Source organism: Nonomuraea gerenzanensis, assembly GCF_020215645.1.
Classification (GTDB): domain Bacteria; phylum Actinomycetota; class Actinomycetes; order Streptosporangiales; family Streptosporangiaceae; genus Nonomuraea; species Nonomuraea gerenzanensis.
Genome location: NZ_CP084058.1, coordinates 323,562 through 344,140, shown reverse-complemented (window position 1 = coordinate 344,140; position 20,579 = coordinate 323,562). Strand labels below are relative to the sequence as shown.

Sequence of the window (20,579 nt, the reverse complement as noted above, 5' to 3'; positions counted from 1 at the left end):
AGAACGTACGCAACTACCCGTTCGGGCCGACAGACCCCAGAGGACCAATTTCTCGCCGCCATCTTGACCGGGAATGACTAGTCACCCCCGTCAGTCAAGGCGAAATGGTGTCGTGCTACCGATTCGGTCAGTGTTTCCGCGTACTCTTGGAAGCGTGCAAGCCCAGCGCAAAGATCGCTCCAACCCCGTGCTCAACGTCCTGCGGCTCGTCATCGCAGGCGCGGCGGCGGGGGTGCTCGCGGCTGCCGTGGCCTTGCCGGCGGTCGGCGGTGCGGGCATGTCCACCAGGAGCGCGGTGGAAGCACTCAACCTCAAGCCCGAAGAGCTCGACGAACCTCCTCTGTCCGAACGCACCGAGATCACCGATGCCGACGGCAAGAAGATCGCTCAGTTCTACTTCGAGAACCGGCAGTCCGTGACCCTCGACAAGGTCGCCCCGATCATGCAGACGGCGCTGATCGCGATCGAGGACTTCCGTTTCTACCAGCACGGGCCGATCGATGTGGAGGGAACGGTCAGAGCGCTGCTGAAGAATGTCAGCAGCGGCGGCGTCATGCAGGGCGGCTCCTCCATCACCCAGCAGTACGTCAAGCAGGTCCTGGTCAACAAGGCCGAGACGCCGGAGGAGCAGGCGGCCGCCATCGCGCCGACGGTCTCGCGCAAGTTGTCCGAGCTGCGCTACGCCATGGCGATCGAGAAGAAGTACTCGAAGAACCAGATTCTCGAGAAATATCTCAACATCGCCTACTTCGGCGCGGGCGCCCACGGCATCCAGGCCGCGGCCAAGCGCTTCTTCGACAAGCCGGCCTCCGAGCTCAACCTCGTCGAGGCCGCCACACTCGCCGGCGCCGTGCAGAACCCGGCGCGGACCGACCCCAACGTGGGCCCCGAGTCCCGCGAGCGGCTGCTGGAGCGGCGCAACATCGTGCTCGACCGGATGGCCGAGCTGAAGAAGATCACCGCCGAGGAGGCCGCGGCCGCCAAGGCGAAGAAGCTGGGCTACAAGGACGTCAAGGTGCCCGGCGGCTGCGAGGCCAGCAAGTACCCGTACTTCTGCCTCTACGTGCAGTACGAGATCCTCAACAACGAGGACTTCGGCAAGAACCAGGACGAGCGCAGGAAGCTGCTCCAGCGCGGCGGCCTGCGGATCAAGACCACGCTCGACCCGAAGATGCAGGAAGCCGCCGAGAAGGCGATCAAGAAGTACGTCAGCACCAAGGACAAGCCCGTGGCCTCGCAGGCCATGGTCGTGCCCGGCACCGGCGAGATCAAGGCGATGGCCGCCTCCCGCAAGTTCGGCGGCAGCAAGAAGAAGAACGAGATGAGCTACAACATCGTGGCCGACGCCGCACACGGCGGCGGCCGCGGGTTCCAGCAGGGCTCGACCGCCAAGGTCTACACGCTGGCCGCCGCGCTGGAGGAGGGCCTGAAGTACGACGACGGCTTCCCCTCCCCCGCGGGTTACCAGGCGGGCGGCTACAGCACGTTCAAGAACTGCAAGAACCAGAACGTCGGCGACCCCAACCACACCGTGCGCAACTCCAGCGAGGGCGGCGGCGGCTTCAAGACGCTGCAGAGCGGCACCTGGGGCTCGGTGAACACGTTCTTCCTCAAGCTGCAGGAGAAGGTCGGGCTCTGCGACACGGTCAAGATGGCCAAGAAGCTCGGCGTCAAGCGGGCCGACGGGCAGAAGCTGTCGGAGGTCGAGACGTTCACGCTGGGCGTCAACGAGGTCGATCCCGTCACGATCGCCAGCTCCTACGCCGTCTTCGCCTCGCGCGGCCAGTACTGCAAGCCGCTGGCCATCACCGAGATCAAGGACCGCTTCGGCAAGGCCAAGCAGTACAAGCCGAAGTGCTCCCAGGTGCTGGAGGAGGAGGTCGCCGACGCGGTCAGCGGCATCCTGTCCGGGGTGTTCACCAAGGGCACGATGACGGAGGTCGGCGGCATCGGGCGTGACGCGGCCGGCAAGACGGGCACCACCGACAACTACATGTCGGCCTGGTTCGCCGGTTACACCCCGAACATGTCCTCGGCCGTCAGCCTGGGCGACCCGCGCGGCACCTCGGCGCACAAGCTGATCGGGATCACGATCGGCGGGACGTACTACCCGTACGTGTATGGCGCGTCGATCTCGGGGCGGATCTGGAAGGACTCCATGATCCAGGCGTTGAAGGGGGTCGAGCCGGTCGAGTTCCACTCGGTCGACACCTCGCGCTTCGAGGGCTGCACCGACAACTGCGCGCCCAAGCCCAAGAAGAAGAAGAACGAGGAAGGGCCCGACGACCCGTTCGACATCTTCGACCCGGGCAACGACGACGGCGGGCCGTTCGACGGGCGCGGCGGTGACGACGACGGTCCGGGCGGCGGGCGCGGCGGGCGCGGCGACGCCGGCCCGATCATCACCCCGGACGGCTGAGCGGCGGCCGCGGATAGTCTCGGAGGCGGCTCAGAGGCGCTGAGGCCTCCGCCCACGGGTCGGTGTGGCTCGTGGGAGGAGGCCTCGTCTCCTGGGGCTCCTGAGGGCCCTCGGGGGCGCAGACAAGCGCTGGGGGCCTACTTGGCCAGACGGGCCTTGACGGCGGCGGCCACCCGGCCGCCCTCGGCCCGCCCGGCGACCTTCGGGTTGACGGCCTTCATGACCTGACCCATCGCCTGCGGCCCGGCGGCGCCGGTCTCGGCGACGGCGGCCTCCACCAGCTCGGCCAGCTCCTCGTCGGACAGCTGCGCGGGCAGGTACTCCTCCAGCACCGCCTGCTCGGCCAGCTCGGCCTCCGCCTGCTCCTTGCGCCCCGCGTTGCCGAACGCCTCGGCCGCCTCGCGCCGCTTCTTGGCCTCCTTGGTGAGGACCTTGATGACCTCGTCGTCGGACAGCTCCCTGGCCTGCTTGCCCGCGACCTCCTCCACGTTGATCGCGGCCAGGGCCATGCGGACCGTCCGGAGACGTACCTCGTCCTTGCTCTTCATCGAGGCCGTCAAGTCGGCCTTCAGCTTGTCCTTCAAAGCGCTCATGCGCTCCATCTTGCCGCCTGCGCGGACCCTCCCGTCTCCGTCCTGCCGATGTCACGCCGGATCTCGGGCATCATGAAGAGGTGAGGAAAGCCGTCGCAGTCCCCCTGTCCATGCTCGGTCTCGGCCTGGCCGGGCTGGGTTACGCCTCCGTGGTGGAGCGCAACTGGTTCCGCCTGCGCCGCTTCGACGTGCCCGTGCTGGAGCGCGGCCAGCGTCCCGTGCGCGTCCTGCACCTGTCGGACCTGCACCTGACCCCGCGCCGGACGATGCTCATCAACTGGGTCCGCTCGCTCGGCGCCCTGGAGCCCGACCTCGTCGTCAACACCGGCGACTCCATCGCCCACCCCGAGGCCGTCCCCTCGCTCCTGCACGCCCTGGAGCCCCTGCTGTCGCGCCCCGGCCTGTTCGTGTACGGCTCCAACGACCTCTACGCCCCCGTGCCGAAGAACCCGGCCCGCTACCTGTGGCGCACGTCCAAGAACGACCACCGCCAGCACGTGCCCTCCCTGCCGTGGGAGGAGCTCGGCGCCGGCATGGCGGCCGAGGGCTGGCTCGACATGAACAACACCACGGCCCGCATCAAGGTCGGCGACCTCGACGTGGCCGTGGCCGGCATCCACGACTCCCACATCTCCCGCGACCGCTACGACCTGGTCGCCGGCCCCGCCCCCGCCGACGCCGACCTCCGCCTGGGCGTCATGCACTCCCCCGAGCCCCGCAACATGACCCGCTTCGCCGCCGACGGCTACCAGCTCCTGCTGGCCGGCCACACCCACGGCGGCCAGCTCTGCATCCCGTTCTACGGCGCCCTGGTCACCAACTGCGGCATCGACCGCGCCCGCGTCAAGGGCCTCAGCCGGCACGACTCCGCCTGGCTGCACGTCTCCGCCGGCCTCGGCACCTCGCCGTACGCGCCCGTGCGGTTCGCCTGCTACCCGGAGGCGACGTTGCTGACGCTGGTGCCCCGGAGATAAAGGCGGTCACAAGCACCTTGGAAGTCCGCTAGACTTTTCAAGCACGCACACGACGGGTGTGTGCGCCGGGGTGTAGCGCAGCTTGGCAGCGCGCTTCGTTCGGGACGAAGAGGTCGTGGGTTCAAATCCCGCCACCCCGACACAGCAAGACCAGGTAGAGGGCTTGATCCGCGCAGCGGGTCGGGCCCTTTTCCGTTTTCTGAAGCCATCTTGCTGGCCCTGCTGACGACTGCGGCAGGTTCGTGGAAGCGCTGCGCGGAGCGGCGGAGGCATGCTGGGCGCCTCGTCCACTGTCGTCAGGTCAGGGGAGTTGTCGTGCAGGCTGTGGTGATCACCGTGGTGGCGGTCTTCTTTTTCGGGATGGGGGTGTTCGGGCTGGTCGCGCCTGCCGCGCTGATCAGGCCGTTTCGAATGGTCGCTGACTCGGCCGAGGCGCGCAGTGAGGTGCGGGCGGTGTACGGCGGGTTCGGGGTGGCCGCCGGTGGGGTGTTGCTGGTGGCGCTCGCCGACGTGGGCGGGATGCGTACGGGGGTGGTGATCACCGTGGCCGTGGCCCTGTTGGGGATGGCTTTCGGGCGGTTGGTGGGGCGGGTGGTTGAGCGGTCGGCGGGGTTCTATCCGGTCTGGTGCTATTTCTGGGTGGAGGTCGTCGCCTCAGGTGCGTTGCTGGCGAGCGTCAGGTGACGGCGTCAGGGGATGGCGTCGAGGGATGGGTCGTCCAGGCAGTGGATGGTCAGGTTCTGGGAGAGCAGGGCGGTGGGTGTGAGGCCGAACATGGCGTGGAAGGCGGTGCTCAAGTGGGACGGGCTGGCGAAGTAGCCGTCGGCCGCTGCCCGGGTGAGGTTGTGGCCCGCCGCCAGGGACCGTGCGGCCCGGTGCATCTGCGCCCACAGGCGGAAGCGGCGGTATGACGTTTGTGTGCCGTCCCTGAACAGGCGTAGGAAGCGGGACTCCGACATGCCCAGCTCGGTGGCCAGTGGGGCGGCGGGCAGCGGCTGGCGGGCGTCGATGAGCCGCCGGGTCGCGGCTGTGATTCGGGGGTCGGGGTACGACGTCCTGGTGTGGCCGGTGGCCTTGGTGATCCACGCGGTGACCTGCGGGACGGGGATGTGTGGGGACAACCGCGCCGCGTCGGTGAGCAGGTCGTGCTCGTGCCGGTGCTCGACGAGGATCTGGTCCTGGTTGGTGGTGAAGCTGGTGCGGCAGGCTCTGTCGTCTGCCGAGCCGGGTTCGAGGTAAAGGAACAGCATGTGGTCGCCGGACGTCGTGAGCTGGTGGCGTACCCGGGGGGCGATGAGCGCGGTGCGGGCCCGCAGTTCGCCGCCGGTGAGGGGCTGGACGGTGAAGGGTGCGTCCACGCCCACGGCCAGGCACGCGACCGCGCCGGAGTGCGGGCCCAGCCGTAGCGACGGACCGGCGTACAGGGCGCGGCCCGGCCACAACCACACCGCGGCCCCGGCTGGGGGGCGGCGGATTCGTGGAAGCGCTGGCATCGGAGTCTCCTGCAGGCTGAGCGGAACGCCCAGAACGTCTGAAGGAGGATACGGTGCGCTCCGTCGCCCGCATCACGGGGATGCTGCTGTTCATCGCCGTGGGGTTGCTGAATCTCGTGCCGGGAGTCGTCGCGCTGGCGCCGTCCCGGCTCGCGACCGCCTACGGGGTCGTGGACGCCGACGTGACCAGCACGTTGCTGCTGCGGCATCCGCCGTGCTCACCCGCGCATGGACCACCGCGTGTGGACCACCCGTCCGCCGACCCGTGGGTGAACGACCGGCAGGCGGGTGAGCGGCCGACTGGCGGATGAACGGCCAGCCAGCGGGTGAACGGCCGGTCGACGGTGAACGGCCGTTCACCGCCGACCGGCCGGCCGCTTTCCCGCTCGGGTCAGCGCGCGTCCGGAACGGCGGGCTTGTCGTCCGTCCAGCCGGCCTCGAACGTCTTCACGCCGGACTTGCCGAGCACCTTCTTGCCGCCGTTGCCGAGGTCGGTGTACTCGGCAAGCAGGGTCATGGTCGTGGTGTCCACGAGGAGCTGCTGCCTGAGCACCGGCCCCTTGCCCGACGAGACGGGCAGAGCGAGCTTCTGACCGGCGCGCCCCAGCGGATCCTTGCTCCGCCCGAGGTCGCTGACACCCTTGGTCGTCTTGAGGACGTGGTAGGCCGCGGCCCTGACCTTGTCCGGTGCCGGGTTCACGTACAGCAGCTCGACCGCCCGCTCGGCGACATATCGGTCGAGGTTGACCAGCCAGTCGTTCTTCGCAGCCTTCGGGGCGGTGCTCTTCGCCTCCTCGGCGGCCTCGTCGATCCAGGCGTTGACCTCGGCGGTCAGCTGCTTCCTGAGCGTCTCCGGCTCCGTCGGCAGCACCTGGAGCTGCTGGTACGTGACGTACCTCTCGCCCAGCCGGAACCCGTCGGGCCTGCCCGCGGCCGCCTGCACGGAGCCCTTGCCCGGCCGGGTGGACAGGTGGATCTTCATGCCTTCCGTACGGTAGTCCCAGGTGGTCGGGGATCCGTCGGCGCGCCAGGCCGCCTCGTCCTTCTTGGTCGCGGGCCTGGCTCCCAGCTCGCGGAAGCCGCTCCAGCTCCTGCCCGCAGGAGACAGCCACTCGATGCTGACCCTGCGCTGGGTCAGGTGGTAACCGCTGCCGACCGCGCGCGGGTGCGTCGTGGTGAAGGTCGTCTCGACCCGCCAGTACGCCGCCTTCGGCGCGTCGGCGGACGCGGGAACGGCGGCCATCCCGGCGAACAGCAGCCCAGCGGCAACGGCAAGAGTGAATCTCATTCGTTCTCCTTCAAGGGGTTGGCATCCGCCCAGCGGCTGTCCCGGATCGCGGTGTACGTCAGGAGCGAGCCATCCGCGGCGGAGCGGACTTCGAGGGAAAGGGGCCTGCCGGAGGCGGGATCGATCACCAGCCGGGTCCTGGTGACCCCCGCATGGCCCGGCGTGGCGAACTCGCCGGACTCGTACTCGATCGCCTGACCGGCCCGGCCCAGCGCATCGCTCACCTGCCCGACGGCGGTGACCCCGGGCATGGAGGCCAGCAGCCGGTACGCGGCGGCCCTGGTCTGGCTCGTCACCGGCGCGAAGAACAGCAGCCGCGCCGCGGTGTCGATGGTCGTACGGTCGTCGGCGGCGAAGAACGCCTTCAGCCCCTCGGGGGTGTCGGGCACCTCGCGCATCTTGGTCAGGGGCTTGCCCGCCGTGAGGATGCGGAAGTCCCAGTCCTCGGTCGACCAGGTCCGCCGCTCACCGGGTGAGGACCGGACGACGCCGGAGCGTCCGAGTTCCGAGGGCTTGTCGTACGTCCAGGACGTGGGCGAGCCGTCGGCGACCCACGCCGCCTCGTCCTGGGGCGTGGCGGGCCCGATCCCCTGGGGGATCTGGCGGTACCAGGTGCGCCCTTCGGGGTCCGCGGGGATCCAGGTCTCGACCGACTCGCTCTCACGCAGGACGTACCGTCCGCCGGGCTCGTGGAACTGCCGGCCGTGGACCTCCGTGCTGCCCCACCACGCGCCTTCGTCGGGCATGGTGGCCGCTGAGGTGGCCGCGACCAGCAGGAACCGCTTGCCGTCAGGCTGGGCGGGCACGCCATGAGGGGCGGGCACGCCATGAGGGGCGGGCACGCCGGCGGGCGCGACGTGCGCGATGGCGATCGCCGCCGCCGCCGCGGCACCGGCCAGGCCGAGCGCCAGCGCGCTCCACCTGGCGGCCCTGCGGCCACGCCGCACCCGTCCCTGAGCGAAGGCGGCGGCCAGCCGTTCGCGGCCGGCCTGCTCGACCTCGGGCGACAACGGCGGCGTGGGCAGCAGGTCCCGCACCGCCCGGTAATCATCCATCAGAGCCTCCAAGCAACGGATTGACGCCGCCCAGGGCGGCACGAAGCTTTCTGCGCACCCGGGACAGGCGGGATCCGACGGTGCCGTACGGGATGTCGAGCGCCTGCGCCACCTCTTCATGGCTCAGCTCGCCCAGTGCGCTCAGCAGCAGCACGTCCCTGTCGCCGTCGGGCAGCGCGCGCAGCTCGGCCGCGAGCCGCCCCTGTGCGCTCATGGCGTCCACACGGGTGACCACGCGATCCTCGTGGCCGTGCTCGGGGCCGTCGTCCGCGCCGGCGCCGCGCTGCAGCAGCGCCAGCCGCCTGGCCTCGGCGCGCCGGTGCAGCGCGATCACGTTGCTCGCGAAGCCGTACAGCCAGGGACGGACCGCGCCGCGCCGGGGATCGAAGGTCGCGCGTTTCCTGAACGCGGCCAGGAACACCTCGGCCGTGAGATCGTCCGCGGCCTGCCGGTCGAGCCGCCTGCCCAGGTAGGCGTGGATCTCGCGCACGTACCGGTCGTAGATCTCACCGAACCGTTCCGGTGTCCGGCGCGACTGCTCCACCAGAGCCTCGTCGCTGATCGTCCCCCGTGGATCGGCGAGATCCGGAGCCGTCGAATTGGCAGTCACATCCCCTACTCATCCGGTGAGGCGCTCCGCTTTCACGCTCCCCGTGAAAGCGGCCGGCTCTCGCGGCGGAGTACGGGTGATCCGTCATGCGCGGCGGATCATCGGGATACCGGTCTCCGGCCTCCTGACCGGGACGGCGTTGGTCGGCCACCACCCGGGCACGCGTCGCGCTCTACCGCGACGGCGTCCTGATAGCCGAACAGTCCGGACTGGGCGGGAAGGGGCTCCGCGTCCCACCGGGCGCGGCGGACTACCGGCTGGTCGTGGAGGCCGAGCTCGGCGCACCAGCCACCCTGACGACCCGCAACACGGCCGCTTGGACCTTCCGCTCCGAGCACACCGAGGACGACAGCCCCCTGCCGGTCTCCGTCGTCCGGTTCTCCCCCGCGCTGGATGCCCGTAACACCGCGCCCAGCGGTGAGGCGTACCGCATACCGGTTCGCGTGGAACGCCAGCGGGGCTCGGCCGCCGACGAGGTGCGCGACCTCACCGTGGAGGTCTCCTTCGACGACGGCGCCACCTGGAGGCCGGCCCCGGTCCGGAAGGGCCGGGTCACCGTGGACCACCCGGCTGCGGAGGGGTTCGCCTCCCTGCGGGTCAAGGCCGTCGACACCTCGGGCAACAGCGTCGAGCAGACCGTCATCCGGGCTTACCGTCTTTGATCTTGAGGGTCGGCGGTGGCTACAGTGGCGACGGCCGACGGTCAAGTGCGGTCAAGGCATGGCGAAAATCGGAGGCGACAGGCATGCGTAGATCTTGGCCGGTGGCGTTAGCGGTCTTAGGCATGGTGGTCATGGGGGGCGCGACGCCGGCGAGCGGCGAGGCGGCCGGTGCGACGGCTGCGAAGGCCGCGGTCTGCGGCAGTTCGTCCCTGAACGGCCCGGCCACGCCGCCCGCCGGCGCGGTGGTGGTGCCCGCGGGTGACAACAGCGGCGTGGACCTGCGCCGGGCGAACACCACCTACTACTTCGAGACCGGCACCCACACGCTGGGCACCGACCAGTACGCCCAGATCATGCCGGGCGACGGCGCGACGTTCATCGGCGCGCCCGGCGCGGTGCTGGACGGGCAGGGGCTGAACCGGTACGCGTTCACCCAGCAGGCGACCGGCGTCACGATCAAGCACCTGACCATCACGGGGTTCGTCGCGCCGCGCGACGAGGGCGTGGTCAACCACGACTCCGGCGACGACTGGGTCGTGGAGCACAACACCATCCGCGACAACTCCGGTGCGGGGCTGATGGCCGGGGCCAGGAACCAGATCCGCGGCAACTGCTTCAAGGACAACGGGCAGTACGGCCTGAACGCGTACAAGTCCGGCAACACCATCACCGGCCTGGTCGTGGCGGACAACGAGTTCACCGGCAACAACACCGACGACTGGGAGCACCAGGAGCCGGGGTGCGGTTGCACCGGTGGGATGAAGTTCTGGGCGGTGAACGGTGCCGACGTGACCGGGAACTGGGTCCACGGCAACCACGGGCCGGGCGTCTGGGCCGACACCAACAACAACGACTTCCTCATCGAGGACAACCTCATCGAGGACAACGAGTCGCTGGGCATCTTCTACGAGATCAGCTACAACGCCGTGATCCGGAACAACACCATCCGCGGCAACGCCTGGGAGTCCGGCGCCGAGCGGGCGGCGAAGGGCGACCCGTTCCCCGAGGCGGCGATCTACCTGTCCGAGGCGGACGGTGAGCCCCGCCTGCAGGCGCGGACCAGCAAGATCGAGATCACCGGCAACCTGCTGGAGAACAACTGGGGCGGGATCACCGCGTGGGCGAACGCCGACCGGTTCTGCAACAGCCCCGCCTCGACGACCGGCGACTGCACGATGATCGTCGGGCCGACCGACAAGTCACAGTGCTCGGCTCCGGCCATCGCCGGTCAGCCGCTCTACACCGACTGCCGCTGGTGGACCAAGAACGTCGACATCCACCACAACACCTTCGCCTTCGAGCCCGGTGCCGTGAACGGCGGCTGCCCGACGCAGTACTGCGGGCACATGGCGCTGCTGTCCAACTGGGGCACCTATCCGGACTGGTCCCCGTACAAGGGCGATGTGATCCAGAAGTCGATCGTCCACGAGTCGAACAACTCCTGGCACCACAACACCTACACGGGCCCGTGGCAGTTCATGGTCACCGACATGGGCACCCGCGTCGCGCCGGGCCAGTGGGTCGGCCCCCAGTACGGCCAGGACGCCGGCAGCACGTTCGACGGCGGCACCCCCACCCCGCCGGCGATCACCGAGCACGACTTCGAGTCCGGCTCGACGACCTCGCCCTACCTCCCGTGGTACGGGGCCGGCGTGGCGCACCAGACCGGCGGCGCGCACGGCGGCACGGGCTCGCTGCAGCTGACCAGCACCGCGGCGTTCGGCAGCGCGGTGGCGCTGGACAACTTCCCCGGGTACCGCGGGGTGGTCGCCGGTACAGGGTACCGGGTGTCGCTGTGGTACCGGGAGGCCGTGGGGACCATGCCCGCCGTGACGTGGAACGTGCGGTGGCGTGACGAGTCGGGCACGGTTCTGCGTACCGATGCCGTCGTCCTGGATCGGCAGACCGCGTGGAGCGAGGCGGCCGGGACGTTCACCGCGCCCGCGGGGGCGACTCGGGTTGACTGGACGTTCGTCTGGAACACGGGCGCTGCCGGGCCCGCGTTCCAGATCGACGATCTGGCGATCCGCGCCGCTGGGGCCTGACGGCGGTGACCGGGCGGGCGGCCCTGTTCATCGACTGTCAGGCCGCCCGCACGCTCACGTCTACGGTCTGCGCATCAGCAGATGCCCGCGCCGAAGCCGCTCGTCCTCCAGCGGCTCGCGCAACATCCGCCCCACCTCGACAAATCCTTCCTTGCGCCCCAGGTCGGCCAGCTCGTCGATCGGCCACCGGTACGCCGGTGCGACCTTGTGGTCGAACTCCGTCACCGGATCACCCTCGGATTCGAAGAAGCCGAGCAGGAGGTAGCCGCCCGGGGCGAGCACCCGGCGGAACTCGGCGAAGTACGGCGGCAGCTCGGCCGGCGGGGTGTGGATGATGGAGTACCAGGAGAGCAGGCCGCCCAGCTCGCCGTCGGGCACGTCGAGCTCGCCCATCGAGCCCAGCTCGAACCGCAGGCCCGGGTGGTCCTTGCGGGCGATGTCCAGCAGGGCGGGAGACAGGTCGACGCCGTAGGCGTCCAGGCCGAGGTCGCGCAGGTGGGCCGTCATGTAGCCGGGGCCGCAGCCGGCCTCGACGACGGGCCGGGGGCCGGCGGCCCGGACGAGCTCGGCGAACACGGCGACGAACGACCGGTCCAAGGGGAGACGGTCGAGGGAGTCGCGGGCGAGGTCGGCGTAGAGCTCGGCGACGGCGTCGTAGGCGTTCGCCGTCGTGGTCAGGTAGGAGGAGGATTCGGCCATGGCGGACGACTGTAGTTCATCGGTGGGCGAAGGTCGTCGAATTCCACCTGGGTCCGCGTGTCCACCCCAGCGGTCCGGGCCGTGGCCGCCGTCATGCCAGGAGGGACCGCCAGCGGTCCGCTGAGTCGATCATGTCCAGGCAGATGTGCTCCAGGAAGGCCGCCGTCTTGGCCAGCCGCCGCCCCACCGGGCTGTCGAGCCCGTACGCCTCGGCCACCGCCATCGAGGCGCGGACGGTCCCCAGCGTCTGCTGCCTGCCGACCAGGATGGCCCGGTACCAGGCGTCGTCGTCGATCACGTAGACGTCGCGGCGGCGGTGCGGGTCGCGCTCGCGCCGGGCGTAGCCCTGCTGGACCAGCAAGCGCACGGCCACGGAGATGGAGGCGGGGCTGACGTTCAGCCGGCGGGCCAGCTCGGCGGCGGTGCGCCTGCCGTCCTCGGCCAGCATCAGGTCGTGGTGCACGCGCGCGGCCGTCCTCGGCATGCCGGCCTGGACCGCCAGCTCGATGATCTCCCGCTCCAGCGCGGTCTTCGTCGGGGTGGTGACGGCGCGCGGTGGTGCGGGGGTGCCGCGCCGGGCCCGGTGGAGCGCGGACTGGTGCGCCTGCTGGGGCCGGTAGGCGGTGGGGCCGCCGTTGCGGGCGACCTCGCGGGTGATCGTCGAGGTCGGGCGGCCGAGCCGCCTGGCGATCTCGCGGTAGGAGAGCCCGTCGGTGAGCCCTGCCGCGATGCGCTGGCGGTCCTGCTGGGTCAGTCGTCCTCCTGGCATGGCTCAAGTGTTGCCTTAGCGGCCATTCATTGCAACAGCGGTGTTGCGTTCGAGCGCAGCGTCATTGCGCCAATTTACGGGGCCTGAACTGCAGAAATGAATGACGGCGCGTTGACTGTAGATCGAATGCAACGTAGCTTTCAGATCGAACGGAACACGTAGTATCGCGAAAAAGGGGACAGGCATGAGCGGAGATCTCCGCACTGGGGGCAGGTCGCTGCGGGGCTTGCGCAGGGTGGTGGCCGGGGCGCTGCTGGCCGGGGCGGTCATGACGCCCGGGGTGGCCGCCGCCGACAGCCGGGTGGCACCGGCGGCGGTGGCCGGCCAGGAGCGTCCAGGGGTGCAGCGGGCCATCCAGGCGTTCGTCGACGCCGGTTTCGCCGGCGTGCAGGCGCGTGTGCGCGACGAGCGGGGCGAGTGGGTGGGCACCGCCGGCGTACGCAAGCTGGGCGCGAGCGCGAAGCCCCCGGCGAACGGGTCGTTCTGGGCGGGCAGCGTCACCAAGAGCTTCGTCGCGACGGTGGTGCTGCAGCTGGTCGCCGAGGGCGAGATCGGGCTGGACGAGCCGGTGGCCGGCCACCTGCCCGAGTTCGGGCTGGACGAGCGGATCACCGTGCGGATGCTGCTGCAGCACACGAGCGGGCTCTACAACTACACCGGCGAGCTCGGCCCCGACGGCGTGTTCGTGCCGGGGGTGGCCGCCTCGGGCAAGGAGTGGGTGGACAACCGCTTCCGCTCCTACGAGCCGGCGGAGCTGGTGCGGTTCGCGCTGGCCAAGCCCGCGCGGTTCGAGCCGGGAGCGGGCTGGAGCTACTCCAACACGAACTACACGCTGGCGCAGCTCCTGGTCGAGCAGCTCACCGGCCGCCCGCTCGGCGAGGAGCTGCAGCGGCGGATCCTGAAGCCGCTCGGGCTCAGGAACACCATGCTGCCGGGCGACCGGACGACGCTTCCCGGGCCGCACGCCCACGGCTACTACCGCTACCAGGACGGCGAGGAGTGGAAGGTGGTGGACGTCTCCCGCCAGAACCTCTCCGTGGTCGAGGGCGCCGGTGACATCCTGTCGACCACCGCGGACCTGCAGACGTACTTCTCGGCGCTGAACAAGGGCCGGCTCCTGCCGGCCGCGCTGCTGGCCGAGATGCGCGTGCCGCACCCGGACAGCGCGGGCCTGTTCGGACGGTACGGGCTCGGCACGTACGTGCTGGACACCGGCTCCGACTGCGCCGGCGTCATCGTCAACCACAACGGCAGCCCTCCTGGGGGCTACGGGGCGCTGATGTACAGCTCGCTGGACGGGAGCAGGACCCTGACGGCCTCGCTGACCAGCGGGGACGCCGACGTCAACGTGGGCGCGGTGTTCCCTGGGCTGCTCGACGGGCTGGTCAAGGAGGTGTTCTGCGGGTCCTGACCCGGCCCGGGGAACGGCCCGCGGCGGTGTCGACGCCGTGGGCCGATGGCCCGGAATGCCCGACTGGTGTACCACATGGCCGTACGATGTCAGGCATGCCGTCGGGAGGTTAGAGGTCCGTGTCCGATGACCGCGCATGGCACCGGGATCCCCGCCACGGTGCGAGCCGTTCACCCCACACTGCCAGGGCGGCGTCCGGCCGCGATCGTACGGGCTGGTGGGTGGCCGGGGCGCTGGTCCTGACGTTCAGCCTCGCGGTGGCGGCCACGCTGTACGCGGTGAGCCCGCCCGAGCCCGCGGCGGTGCCGGCGGAGCGGACGCCGGAGCAGGTGCCGGCGGGGTGGCGGCTGGTATGGGCGGACGAGTTCGACGGGCCCGCCGGGCCGCCCGACCCGGCGAAGTGGAACCTGGTCGACGACCATCTCGGCTACAACAACGAGCTGGAGTACTACACGCCGCGCAACGCGGCCGTGGACGGCCGGGGCCGGCTGGTGATCACCGCGCGGTCCGACGACGCGGGCGCCTACGACTGCAGCCCCCGGGTCTGCGCGGCCACCTCCGCCCGGCTGTTCACGGCGGGGAAGTTCGTGCAGCGGTACGGGCGGATCGAGGCTCGGATCAAGTTACCCGAGGGCCAGGGCATGTGGCCGGCCTTCTGGGCGCGGCGCTCCCCGCAGGGCAGCGGGCGCGGGGAGATCGACATCATGGAGCACCTCGGCCGCGAGCCGGACACCGTGCACGGCAGCCTGCACGGCGAGCAGGGCTACGACGAGCAGAACACCTACCGGCTGCCCGGCGGCGCCAGGTTCGCCGACGACTTCCACGTCTTCGCCGCCGACTGGTACCCCGACCGCATCTCCTTCCTGGTCGACGGGCAGATCTACGCCACCGAGCACAAGGCGGACGCCCCGCCGGGCGGCTGGGACTTCGACGTGCCGTACTACCTGCTGCTCAACCTGGCCGTCGGCGGCGACTGGCCGGGCCCGCCCGACGCCACGACCCGCTTCCCGCAGCAGCTGATCGTGGACCACGTCCGCGTGTACGCCGCCGCTACCGACCCGCCGCGCTGACCTCCGTGCCCGCCCTCGCGTGCCGGCCGCTGGCGAAGCTGGCGATCAGCACGCCCACACCCAGGAGCAGCGACAGGCCCTGCGCGAGTGTCCAGCCGAGGGCCGCGGCGGTGAGCCCGTACGGCAGCAGCGCCGCCACCAGCCCGAGCACCAGCGCCGCGTTGGCGCCGTTCATCAGCACGTACGCGCGCGTGCGGTCCCTGCTGATCAGGATCGTGTCCACCAGGTAGTTCCCCGCGCCGACCAGCGCCGCCAGCCCCAGCACGCGCAACGGCTGCGCCGCCTGCGCCGCGTAGCCCTCCCCGAACACCCGCAGGAGGTACGGCGCCCCCGCCACGATCACCGCGACGGCGGGCACGAGCAGGCCGTAGATCCCGGCCACGGCCCTGCGCAGGTACCGGCGCAGCGAGATCCGCTGCGCCTCGGCGAACAGCACCTGCGCGCACGTCGAAGGGATGAAGTTGAGGAACGCCGCCACCTGGAAGGCGATCGCGAAGTACGCCGCCGCCTGCGGCCCCTGGATGGCCAGCACCTCCAGCGGCACCACGGTGCTGGGCAACATGCCGAGCGCCGTGGCCAGGTAACCGGCGGCGGAGAACGGCAGGTAGCGCCGCAGCAGCTCGGCCGGCCGGGCGCGCTGCGCGACGCGGCGCAGCCGGGGCCACAGCGCCGCCCCGCCGAGCAGGCAGGCGAGCAGGGTGCCGCCGCCGTAGGCCAGGATCAGGCCGGTGAACCCGAGCGGCACCAGCGGCAGCAGCGCGCCGACCTTCAGCAGGGTGCCCGCCACGTTCTTGGCCAGCAGCGCCGCGGTGCCCCTGACCGCCAGCAGCCCGGCGTCCAGCGTCCCGCCCACGGCGGTGACCATCACCAGGGCGGTGATCAGCGCCATCGTGCCCGGCTGCCGGATCAGCTCGGGGCCGCCGGGGAGCAGCGGCGCCAGGATCAGCAGGCACAGCAGGGCCAGCACGCCGCCGATCGCGCCGACGGCGGCCACGGCGATCGCGGCCAGGCGGCGCGGGTCGCCGGATCCGACGAGGTGGCGCAGCAGCGTGGTGGGCAGGCCGAGGGAGGCGACGGTGGACAGCAGGTTGACGCTCGCGGTGACGGCGGTCAGCCAGCCGACGGCCTCGACCGGGTAGTTGCGGGCGGCCAGGGTGAAGAAGACGAAGCCGCCCGCCGCGAGCAGCACCGTGTTCACCAGGAGGAGGAAGGTCCCGCGCACCAGCACGTCACGGAACAGCGCACGCACGCGCTCCCCCGGCCGCGCACCGGACCCCCGGACGGCCTCGCGCAGCACGGTGGCGTAGCCGTTGCGGGTGGCGCGGGCGATCTCGGGCCAGCCGACGCCGTGGACGTGCTCCAGCGCGGCATCCGACATCCGCGCCAGCGCCGCCGGATCCCACCCCGCCGCGTCCCGCAGCGCCGCCGTGAGCCCGGGGACGCCACCGCGGTACCCGGCCAGCGCACCGGCGGGCAGCCCCGCCAGGGCGGGCAGCTCGGGCACGATCAGCGGCCTGCCGTGGGCGAGCGCGAGCAGGGCGCTGCCGCTGGTGGTGATCTCGCGGAACGGCAGCACGACGACGTCCCCCTCGGCGAACACCTCGGCCACGTCCTCGTCGCGTACCCGGCCGAGCCGCAGCTCCACGCGGTCGTCGGTGGCGGCGGCAGCCCGCAGCCGGGCCGCGAGCGCCGCGTCCGGGCACGAGCCGGCGACGACGAGCCGCACGTACAACCGCCTGGGCAGCGCCATGAAGGCCGCGAGCAGGTCCTCGACCCCCTTGTACGGCTCGATCCGCCCGAAGAACAGGAACGTGCGGGGCCGCCCCGGCAGGCCCGGCGGCGGCAGCGGCGGCGCGGGGAAGGGGCCGTGCGGGATCACGGCCGACCTGGACGGCGCCGCGCCCAGCTCCGCCAGCCGGTCCAGCGCCGTCGAGTGGTGGGCGATCACGAGGTCGCAGTGCCGGACCAGGGTGCGCCGGGCGGCGGCGTCGTCGGCGAAGACGGGCCGGTGCGGCAGCACGTTGTGCGCGGTCCACACCAGCCGCAGCCCGAGCAGCCGCATGACGCCGAGGACGGCGGCGAACCACAGCTGCGCCGGCCGCCGCGTCCTGTCTCCGCCCGGCAGCGCGAACTTCCACACCCAGTGCAGGTGCACGATCCGGGCACCGGTCAGCCGCTGGAAGGCCAGCTCGGCCGGCAGCAGCAGGAGGTTCAGCGTGTGGGAGAAGGTCAGCTCGCCCAGGTAGCGCACGCTGACGCCGCTCTCGCGTAAGGCGGCGTGCAGCAGGTCCTGGTACGGGTTGCTGTCGCGGGGGAACACCAGCACCTTCATCGGCGGGCGCGACCCCGGAAGGTGGCGAGTTCGGCGAGCACGCCCGCGCCGTACGTCAGGTGGTCGGCCAGCACCCGCACCGGGCCGTTGTGCCGGTTGCGCCAGGCCGGCACCAGCAGCAGCGCCGGGTAGAACGGGAACCACAGGGTCAGCGGCAGGCCCAGCAGGAAGAGCGGGTACACCACGACCATCGGCTCCCGGCGCAGCACCTGCGTCCGGCGGTCGCGGTGCTTGAGGTAGAGCCGGGCGCGGGCCTTGCCGTAGACGTAGGAGCGGCGCAGCCGGCGGCGGCGGTCGCCCCAGTCGTGGGTGACGACCGCCTCGCCCGCGCTGCGGATGCGGTGCCCGGCGTTCTGGACGCGCCAGCTGAAGTCCACGTCGGAGCCGTAGCCGAACGTCTCGTCGAAGCCGCCCACCTCGTCGATGACCGCGCGGCGCACGGCCAGGTTGCCGGTGCCGCACTCGGGCAGGTAGCGGGCGGCGGCCCGGCGCCTGGCGTCGGCGTCGTAGAGGCTGTCGTGCCCCTCCGGGCCGGTGACCAGGCCGCACACGACGCTCTCGCCCTCGTCCGTGATCGGCGCGACGAGGTGGCGCAGCCAGCCGTCGAGCGGCCGGCAGCCCGCGTCGGTGAACACCACGATCTCGCCCCCGGCGGCCCGCACGCCGGCGTTGCGCTGGTGCGGGATGGTGGTGCGGACGCCGGGCGGCGGGGTGAAGGCCGTCCACCGCACGTGCGGGTGCGCGGCGGCGATGGCGTCGAGCCGGCCCGCCGAGGCGTCCACGACGATGATCTCGTACGGCAGGCCGGCGGCCCCGGCGGCGCGGGCGACGCCGTGGAGCGTGCCGTCCAGCGCGGGCTCGTCCTTGCTGATGATGACGATAGAGATCATCGGTGGAAGACCTTCGTGACTCCGCTCGTGTAGACGAGATCGTAGTGCGCCTCGATGAACTCCGACGGGAACGCGTACAACGCGAGCTGGTTGTCGAACAGCGACCTGGCGCGGCCGACGGCGGTGTTCGCCCAGCTCGCGTAGACCCAGGCCCGCCGGTCCAGGGTCAGGGGCGTGATGTCGGTCTGGATCCGCCGGCCCGGCCCCAGCTCGGCGAACAGGCGCAGCTGCGCGTACCGGTCGGCGTAGAGGCGGTCGGGCGAGCCGCGGGCTGCCTCCTTCAGCCAGCGCGCGCCGGCCAGCTCGGCCTCGTACATGCAGTAGCGCTCGCAGTCCTCGCCGCGCGTGGACAGGTTGGTCGCCCGCTCGCCGCCGAGCACCACGTTGTCCAGGCCGCTGCCGGTGGTGAAGGTGACGACGACGGCCGCACCCGCCAGCCCGTACAGCGTCCGGCGCAGCCCGGCGGGGAACTTGGCCGACGAGACGCGGTGCAGCAGCCAGAACATGGCGATGCTGAGCAGCGTCAGCGCCTGCAACTGGGCGCGGCTCTGGTTGTAGGACGCGGCCAGGGTGCCCGACAGGCGCAGCAGCACCAGGACGCCCAGCATCGGCACGGCCAGCACGCCGATCCGCCGCACCAGCCACGACGAGTGGCGGCGCACGGCCATCACGATGGCGCCGACCAGGCCGAGCAGGTTCGCCAGCTGCTGGATCAGCAGCACGCCGAGGTCGAGCGACGCGCTCACCGGCGGCGCGAGCTTCGGCGGCACGGGCACGCCCGCGTCCCCCAGCTCCCACCGGGCGTCGCCCGCGTCGGCGGCGGGCGTCACCGTGGCCTTGGGCGGTCGGTACTTGGGCACCACCCGCTTGGCGTAGAGGTAGGTCGGGATGCGGGTCACGTCGGTGCCCCGCAGGTAGGCCGACAGCAGCGTCCCGGCGGACTCGGCGCCGGGCAGCAGCCGCAGGCCCTCGGAGCTGAGCGCGGTGCGGAACTCGCCGATGTTGGCCGTCGACCGGGTGATCGGAACGTACCAGAGCACCCCGGCGAGCAGCCCGGGCAGCAGCGCCGCCGCGACCGCCCGCGGCGCGATCCTGGGCCGCCGCAGCGCCCACAGCACGGCCTGCAGGGCCAGCGCCCCGGCGAGCATCACGGCGGTGAAGTACGCGGTCGTGTAGTGCGAGACCACGATGCCCGTCCCGAACAGGGCCATCAGCGCGGCCTTGGGGAAGTGCCGCAGCCGGGCGTCGAGCAGGGCTCCGCACAGCGCCGCGAACAGCAGCATGGCGATCTCCTGCCGGGCCAGCGCGGGGAACTGCTGCGACAGCGCCCCCTGCGCCGTGACGAACGCGGCGGCGGCGAACGCCCACTGGCCCGGCAGGAAACGCCTGGCCAGGTGGAAGATCCCGACGGGGAACAGCGCGAAGAGCGCCGGGTAGACGACCTTGAGCACCAGCAGGACGGGCAGCCCGGTCAGCGCGTGCAACTGGGCGGGCAGGACGGTGATGCTGAGCATCGCCCCGTACGCGTCGGGGTGCGGCCCCGTCACCCAGATCCCCGAGGTCACGGTCTCCTGGGCGACGGCGTACTCCGAGGCGATGTCGAAGCCGTAGACCAGCTCGCCGCGCAGCGCGTACGACCACATCATGGCCAGCGAGACGGCGTACAGCAGCACGGCCGCCCGCCCGTCGCCGAGCCGGCCGGCCCTGACGACGCCGAAGGCCAGCACGAGCACGCAGCCGACCACGGCGGCGATCGCCACCTCGGGGCCGTGGCCGTGGTTGAGCCGCAGCGCCCCCGCCGCGGCGAGCAGCGGCACCAGCATCGGCACCGCCAGCCACCCGGCGGGCGGCAGCGACCGCCACGGGACGGCCGTCTCCCCCGGCGCCCGCACCCCGGCCAGGAACAACCCCAGGCAGACCAGCACGAGCCCGGCGAGCAGCGGCCCGGCCCGCAGCGGCGTCCCCGGATCGGCGTCCGAGCCGAACACCGCGTCCAGGACACCGCCGTCCACCAGCGGCACCAGCAGGGTGACCGCGAGGCCGGACGCCATGAGCACGATCAGCGACGCGGCCGGCACGTACAGCGGGAAGCCCGCCACCAGGCGGCCTGGCACGCGCAGGGCCCGCAGCAGCAGGCAGCCCGGCACGGTCAGCAGGAGCGGCACGAGCAGGAGCTGGGCCGCCCACAGGTGGCGCACCTGGGTCAGCCCGACGATCAGGAGCAGGGCCGCGCCGTACAGCAGCATGCGCCTGTCCTGCTCGCGCATGG

The 20,579-nt window shown here is 71.6% G+C and carries 18 protein-coding genes and 1 tRNA gene; 9 read left to right on the top strand and 10 right to left on the bottom strand.

All coding sequences use genetic code 11. The annotated features are described in order from the left end of the window. The first annotated feature begins 154 nt into the window (after window positions 1-154). Window positions 155-2,419: a transglycosylase domain-containing protein gene (locus LCN96_RS01745; RefSeq protein WP_225270840.1), complete on the top strand. Its 2,265-nt coding sequence runs from the start codon at window positions 155-157 to the stop codon at window positions 2,417-2,419. Window positions 2,420-2,556: 137 nt separating this feature from the next. Here LCN96_RS01745 and LCN96_RS01740 read toward each other — a convergent pair whose 3' ends face one another. Further along, window positions 2,557-3,012, bottom strand: coding sequence for a GatB/YqeY domain-containing protein (locus LCN96_RS01740; protein WP_225270839.1), 456 nt, complete (start codon window positions 3,010-3,012; stop codon window positions 2,557-2,559). Window positions 3,013-3,122: 110 nt separating this feature from the next. On the opposite strand from LCN96_RS01740, the gene LCN96_RS01735 reads away from it, so the two are divergent. From LCN96_RS01735 to LCN96_RS01725, 3 genes are all read left to right on the top strand, one after another. Next, window positions 3,123-3,986 (top strand): metallophosphoesterase, encoded by an 864-nt coding sequence (locus LCN96_RS01735; RefSeq protein WP_225275896.1) that lies wholly within the window; start codon window positions 3,123-3,125, stop codon window positions 3,984-3,986. A gap of 66 nt (window positions 3,987-4,052) precedes the next feature. After that, window positions 4,053-4,126, top strand: a tRNA-Pro gene (locus LCN96_RS01730). Between the two features lie 175 nt (window positions 4,127-4,301). Further along, window positions 4,302-4,670, top strand: coding sequence for a DUF4345 family protein (locus tag LCN96_RS01725; RefSeq protein ID WP_225270838.1), 369 nt, complete (start codon window positions 4,302-4,304; stop codon window positions 4,668-4,670). 5 nt (window positions 4,671-4,675) lie between these two features. Here LCN96_RS01725 and LCN96_RS01720 read toward each other — a convergent pair whose 3' ends face one another. Then, entirely contained in the window at window positions 4,676-5,479 is an 804-nt protein-coding gene (locus LCN96_RS01720) for a helix-turn-helix domain-containing protein (RefSeq protein WP_225270837.1), read from the bottom strand. Window positions 5,480-5,532: 53 nt separating this feature from the next. Here LCN96_RS01720 and LCN96_RS01715 point away from each other — a divergent pair, with 53 nt between their 5' ends. Further along, the gene (locus tag LCN96_RS01715) at window positions 5,533-5,790 is read left to right on the top strand and encodes a hypothetical protein (RefSeq protein ID WP_225270836.1); all 258 of its coding nucleotides are present in this window, start codon (window positions 5,533-5,535) and stop codon (window positions 5,788-5,790) included. A gap of 80 nt (window positions 5,791-5,870) precedes the next feature. Here LCN96_RS01715 and LCN96_RS01710 read toward each other — a convergent pair whose 3' ends face one another. The 3 genes from LCN96_RS01710 to LCN96_RS01700 are packed head-to-tail and all read right to left on the bottom strand — an operon-like array spanning window position 5,871 to window position 8,432. Continuing rightward, window positions 5,871-6,767, bottom strand: a complete 897-nt coding sequence (locus LCN96_RS01710) for a hypothetical protein (protein WP_225270835.1) — start codon at window positions 6,765-6,767, stop codon at window positions 5,871-5,873. Further along, complete coding sequence (locus LCN96_RS01705; protein ID WP_225270834.1) at window positions 6,764-7,822, bottom strand: CU044_5270 family protein; 1,059 nt, start codon at window positions 7,820-7,822, stop codon at window positions 6,764-6,766. The genes LCN96_RS01710 and LCN96_RS01705 overlap by 4 nt, the downstream gene beginning before the upstream one ends. Next, complete coding sequence (locus tag LCN96_RS01700) at window positions 7,815-8,432, bottom strand: RNA polymerase sigma factor (RefSeq protein ID WP_225270833.1); 618 nt, start codon at window positions 8,430-8,432, stop codon at window positions 7,815-7,817. The genes LCN96_RS01705 and LCN96_RS01700 overlap by 8 nt, the downstream gene beginning before the upstream one ends. A gap of 263 nt (window positions 8,433-8,695) precedes the next feature. Here LCN96_RS01700 and LCN96_RS01695 point away from each other — a divergent pair, with 263 nt between their 5' ends. Together LCN96_RS01695 and LCN96_RS01690 are read left to right on the top strand one after the other, a co-directional pair. Further along, the gene (locus LCN96_RS01695) at window positions 8,696-9,094 is read left to right on the top strand and encodes a molybdopterin-binding protein (RefSeq protein WP_225270832.1); all 399 of its coding nucleotides are present in this window, start codon (window positions 8,696-8,698) and stop codon (window positions 9,092-9,094) included. A 122-nt stretch (window positions 9,095-9,216) separates the two neighbouring features. Beyond that, entirely contained in the window at window positions 9,217-11,139 is a 1,923-nt protein-coding gene (locus LCN96_RS01690) for a right-handed parallel beta-helix repeat-containing protein (protein WP_225270831.1), read from the top strand. A 60-nt stretch (window positions 11,140-11,199) separates the two neighbouring features. On the opposite strand, the gene LCN96_RS01685 is transcribed toward LCN96_RS01690, so the two are convergent. Together LCN96_RS01685 and LCN96_RS01680 are read right to left on the bottom strand one after the other, a co-directional pair. Beyond that, window positions 11,200-11,838, bottom strand: a complete 639-nt coding sequence (locus LCN96_RS01685) for a class I SAM-dependent DNA methyltransferase (protein WP_225270830.1) — start codon at window positions 11,836-11,838, stop codon at window positions 11,200-11,202. A 91-nt stretch (window positions 11,839-11,929) separates the two neighbouring features. Beyond that, window positions 11,930-12,607 carry a GbsR/MarR family transcriptional regulator gene (locus LCN96_RS01680; protein WP_225270829.1) on the bottom strand — a complete coding sequence of 226 codons (678 nt, stop codon included), beginning with the start codon at window positions 12,605-12,607 and terminating at the stop codon, window positions 11,930-11,932. Window positions 12,608-12,791: 184 nt separating this feature from the next. Here LCN96_RS01680 and LCN96_RS01675 point away from each other — a divergent pair, with 184 nt between their 5' ends. Both LCN96_RS01675 and LCN96_RS01670 read left to right on the top strand, forming a co-directional pair. Beyond that, entirely contained in the window at window positions 12,792-14,018 is a 1,227-nt protein-coding gene (locus LCN96_RS01675) for a serine hydrolase domain-containing protein (RefSeq protein WP_225270828.1), read from the top strand. Between the two features lie 221 nt (window positions 14,019-14,239). Then, window positions 14,240-15,088: a glycoside hydrolase family 16 protein gene (locus LCN96_RS01670; RefSeq protein ID WP_225270827.1), complete on the top strand. Its 849-nt coding sequence runs from the start codon at window positions 14,240-14,242 to the stop codon at window positions 15,086-15,088. Here the strand turns inward: LCN96_RS01670 and LCN96_RS01665 are convergent. From LCN96_RS01665 to LCN96_RS01655, 3 genes are read right to left on the bottom strand one after another with little or no spacing between them, the layout of a single operon-like run. Next, window positions 15,069-17,420: a glycosyltransferase gene (locus tag LCN96_RS01665; RefSeq protein ID WP_225270826.1), complete on the bottom strand. Its 2,352-nt coding sequence runs from the start codon at window positions 17,418-17,420 to the stop codon at window positions 15,069-15,071. The genes LCN96_RS01670 and LCN96_RS01665 overlap by 20 nt on opposite strands. Then, on the bottom strand, window positions 17,417-18,310 hold the full coding sequence (locus LCN96_RS01660; RefSeq protein ID WP_225270825.1) for a glycosyltransferase family 2 protein: 894 nt from the start codon (window positions 18,308-18,310) through the stop codon (window positions 17,417-17,419). Before LCN96_RS01660 ends, LCN96_RS01665 begins: the two co-directional genes overlap by 4 nt. After that, entirely contained in the window at window positions 18,307-20,577 is a 2,271-nt protein-coding gene (locus tag LCN96_RS01655; RefSeq protein WP_225270824.1) for a hypothetical protein, read from the bottom strand. The genes LCN96_RS01660 and LCN96_RS01655 overlap by 4 nt, the downstream gene beginning before the upstream one ends. Window positions 20,578-20,579: the final 2 nt, after the last annotated feature.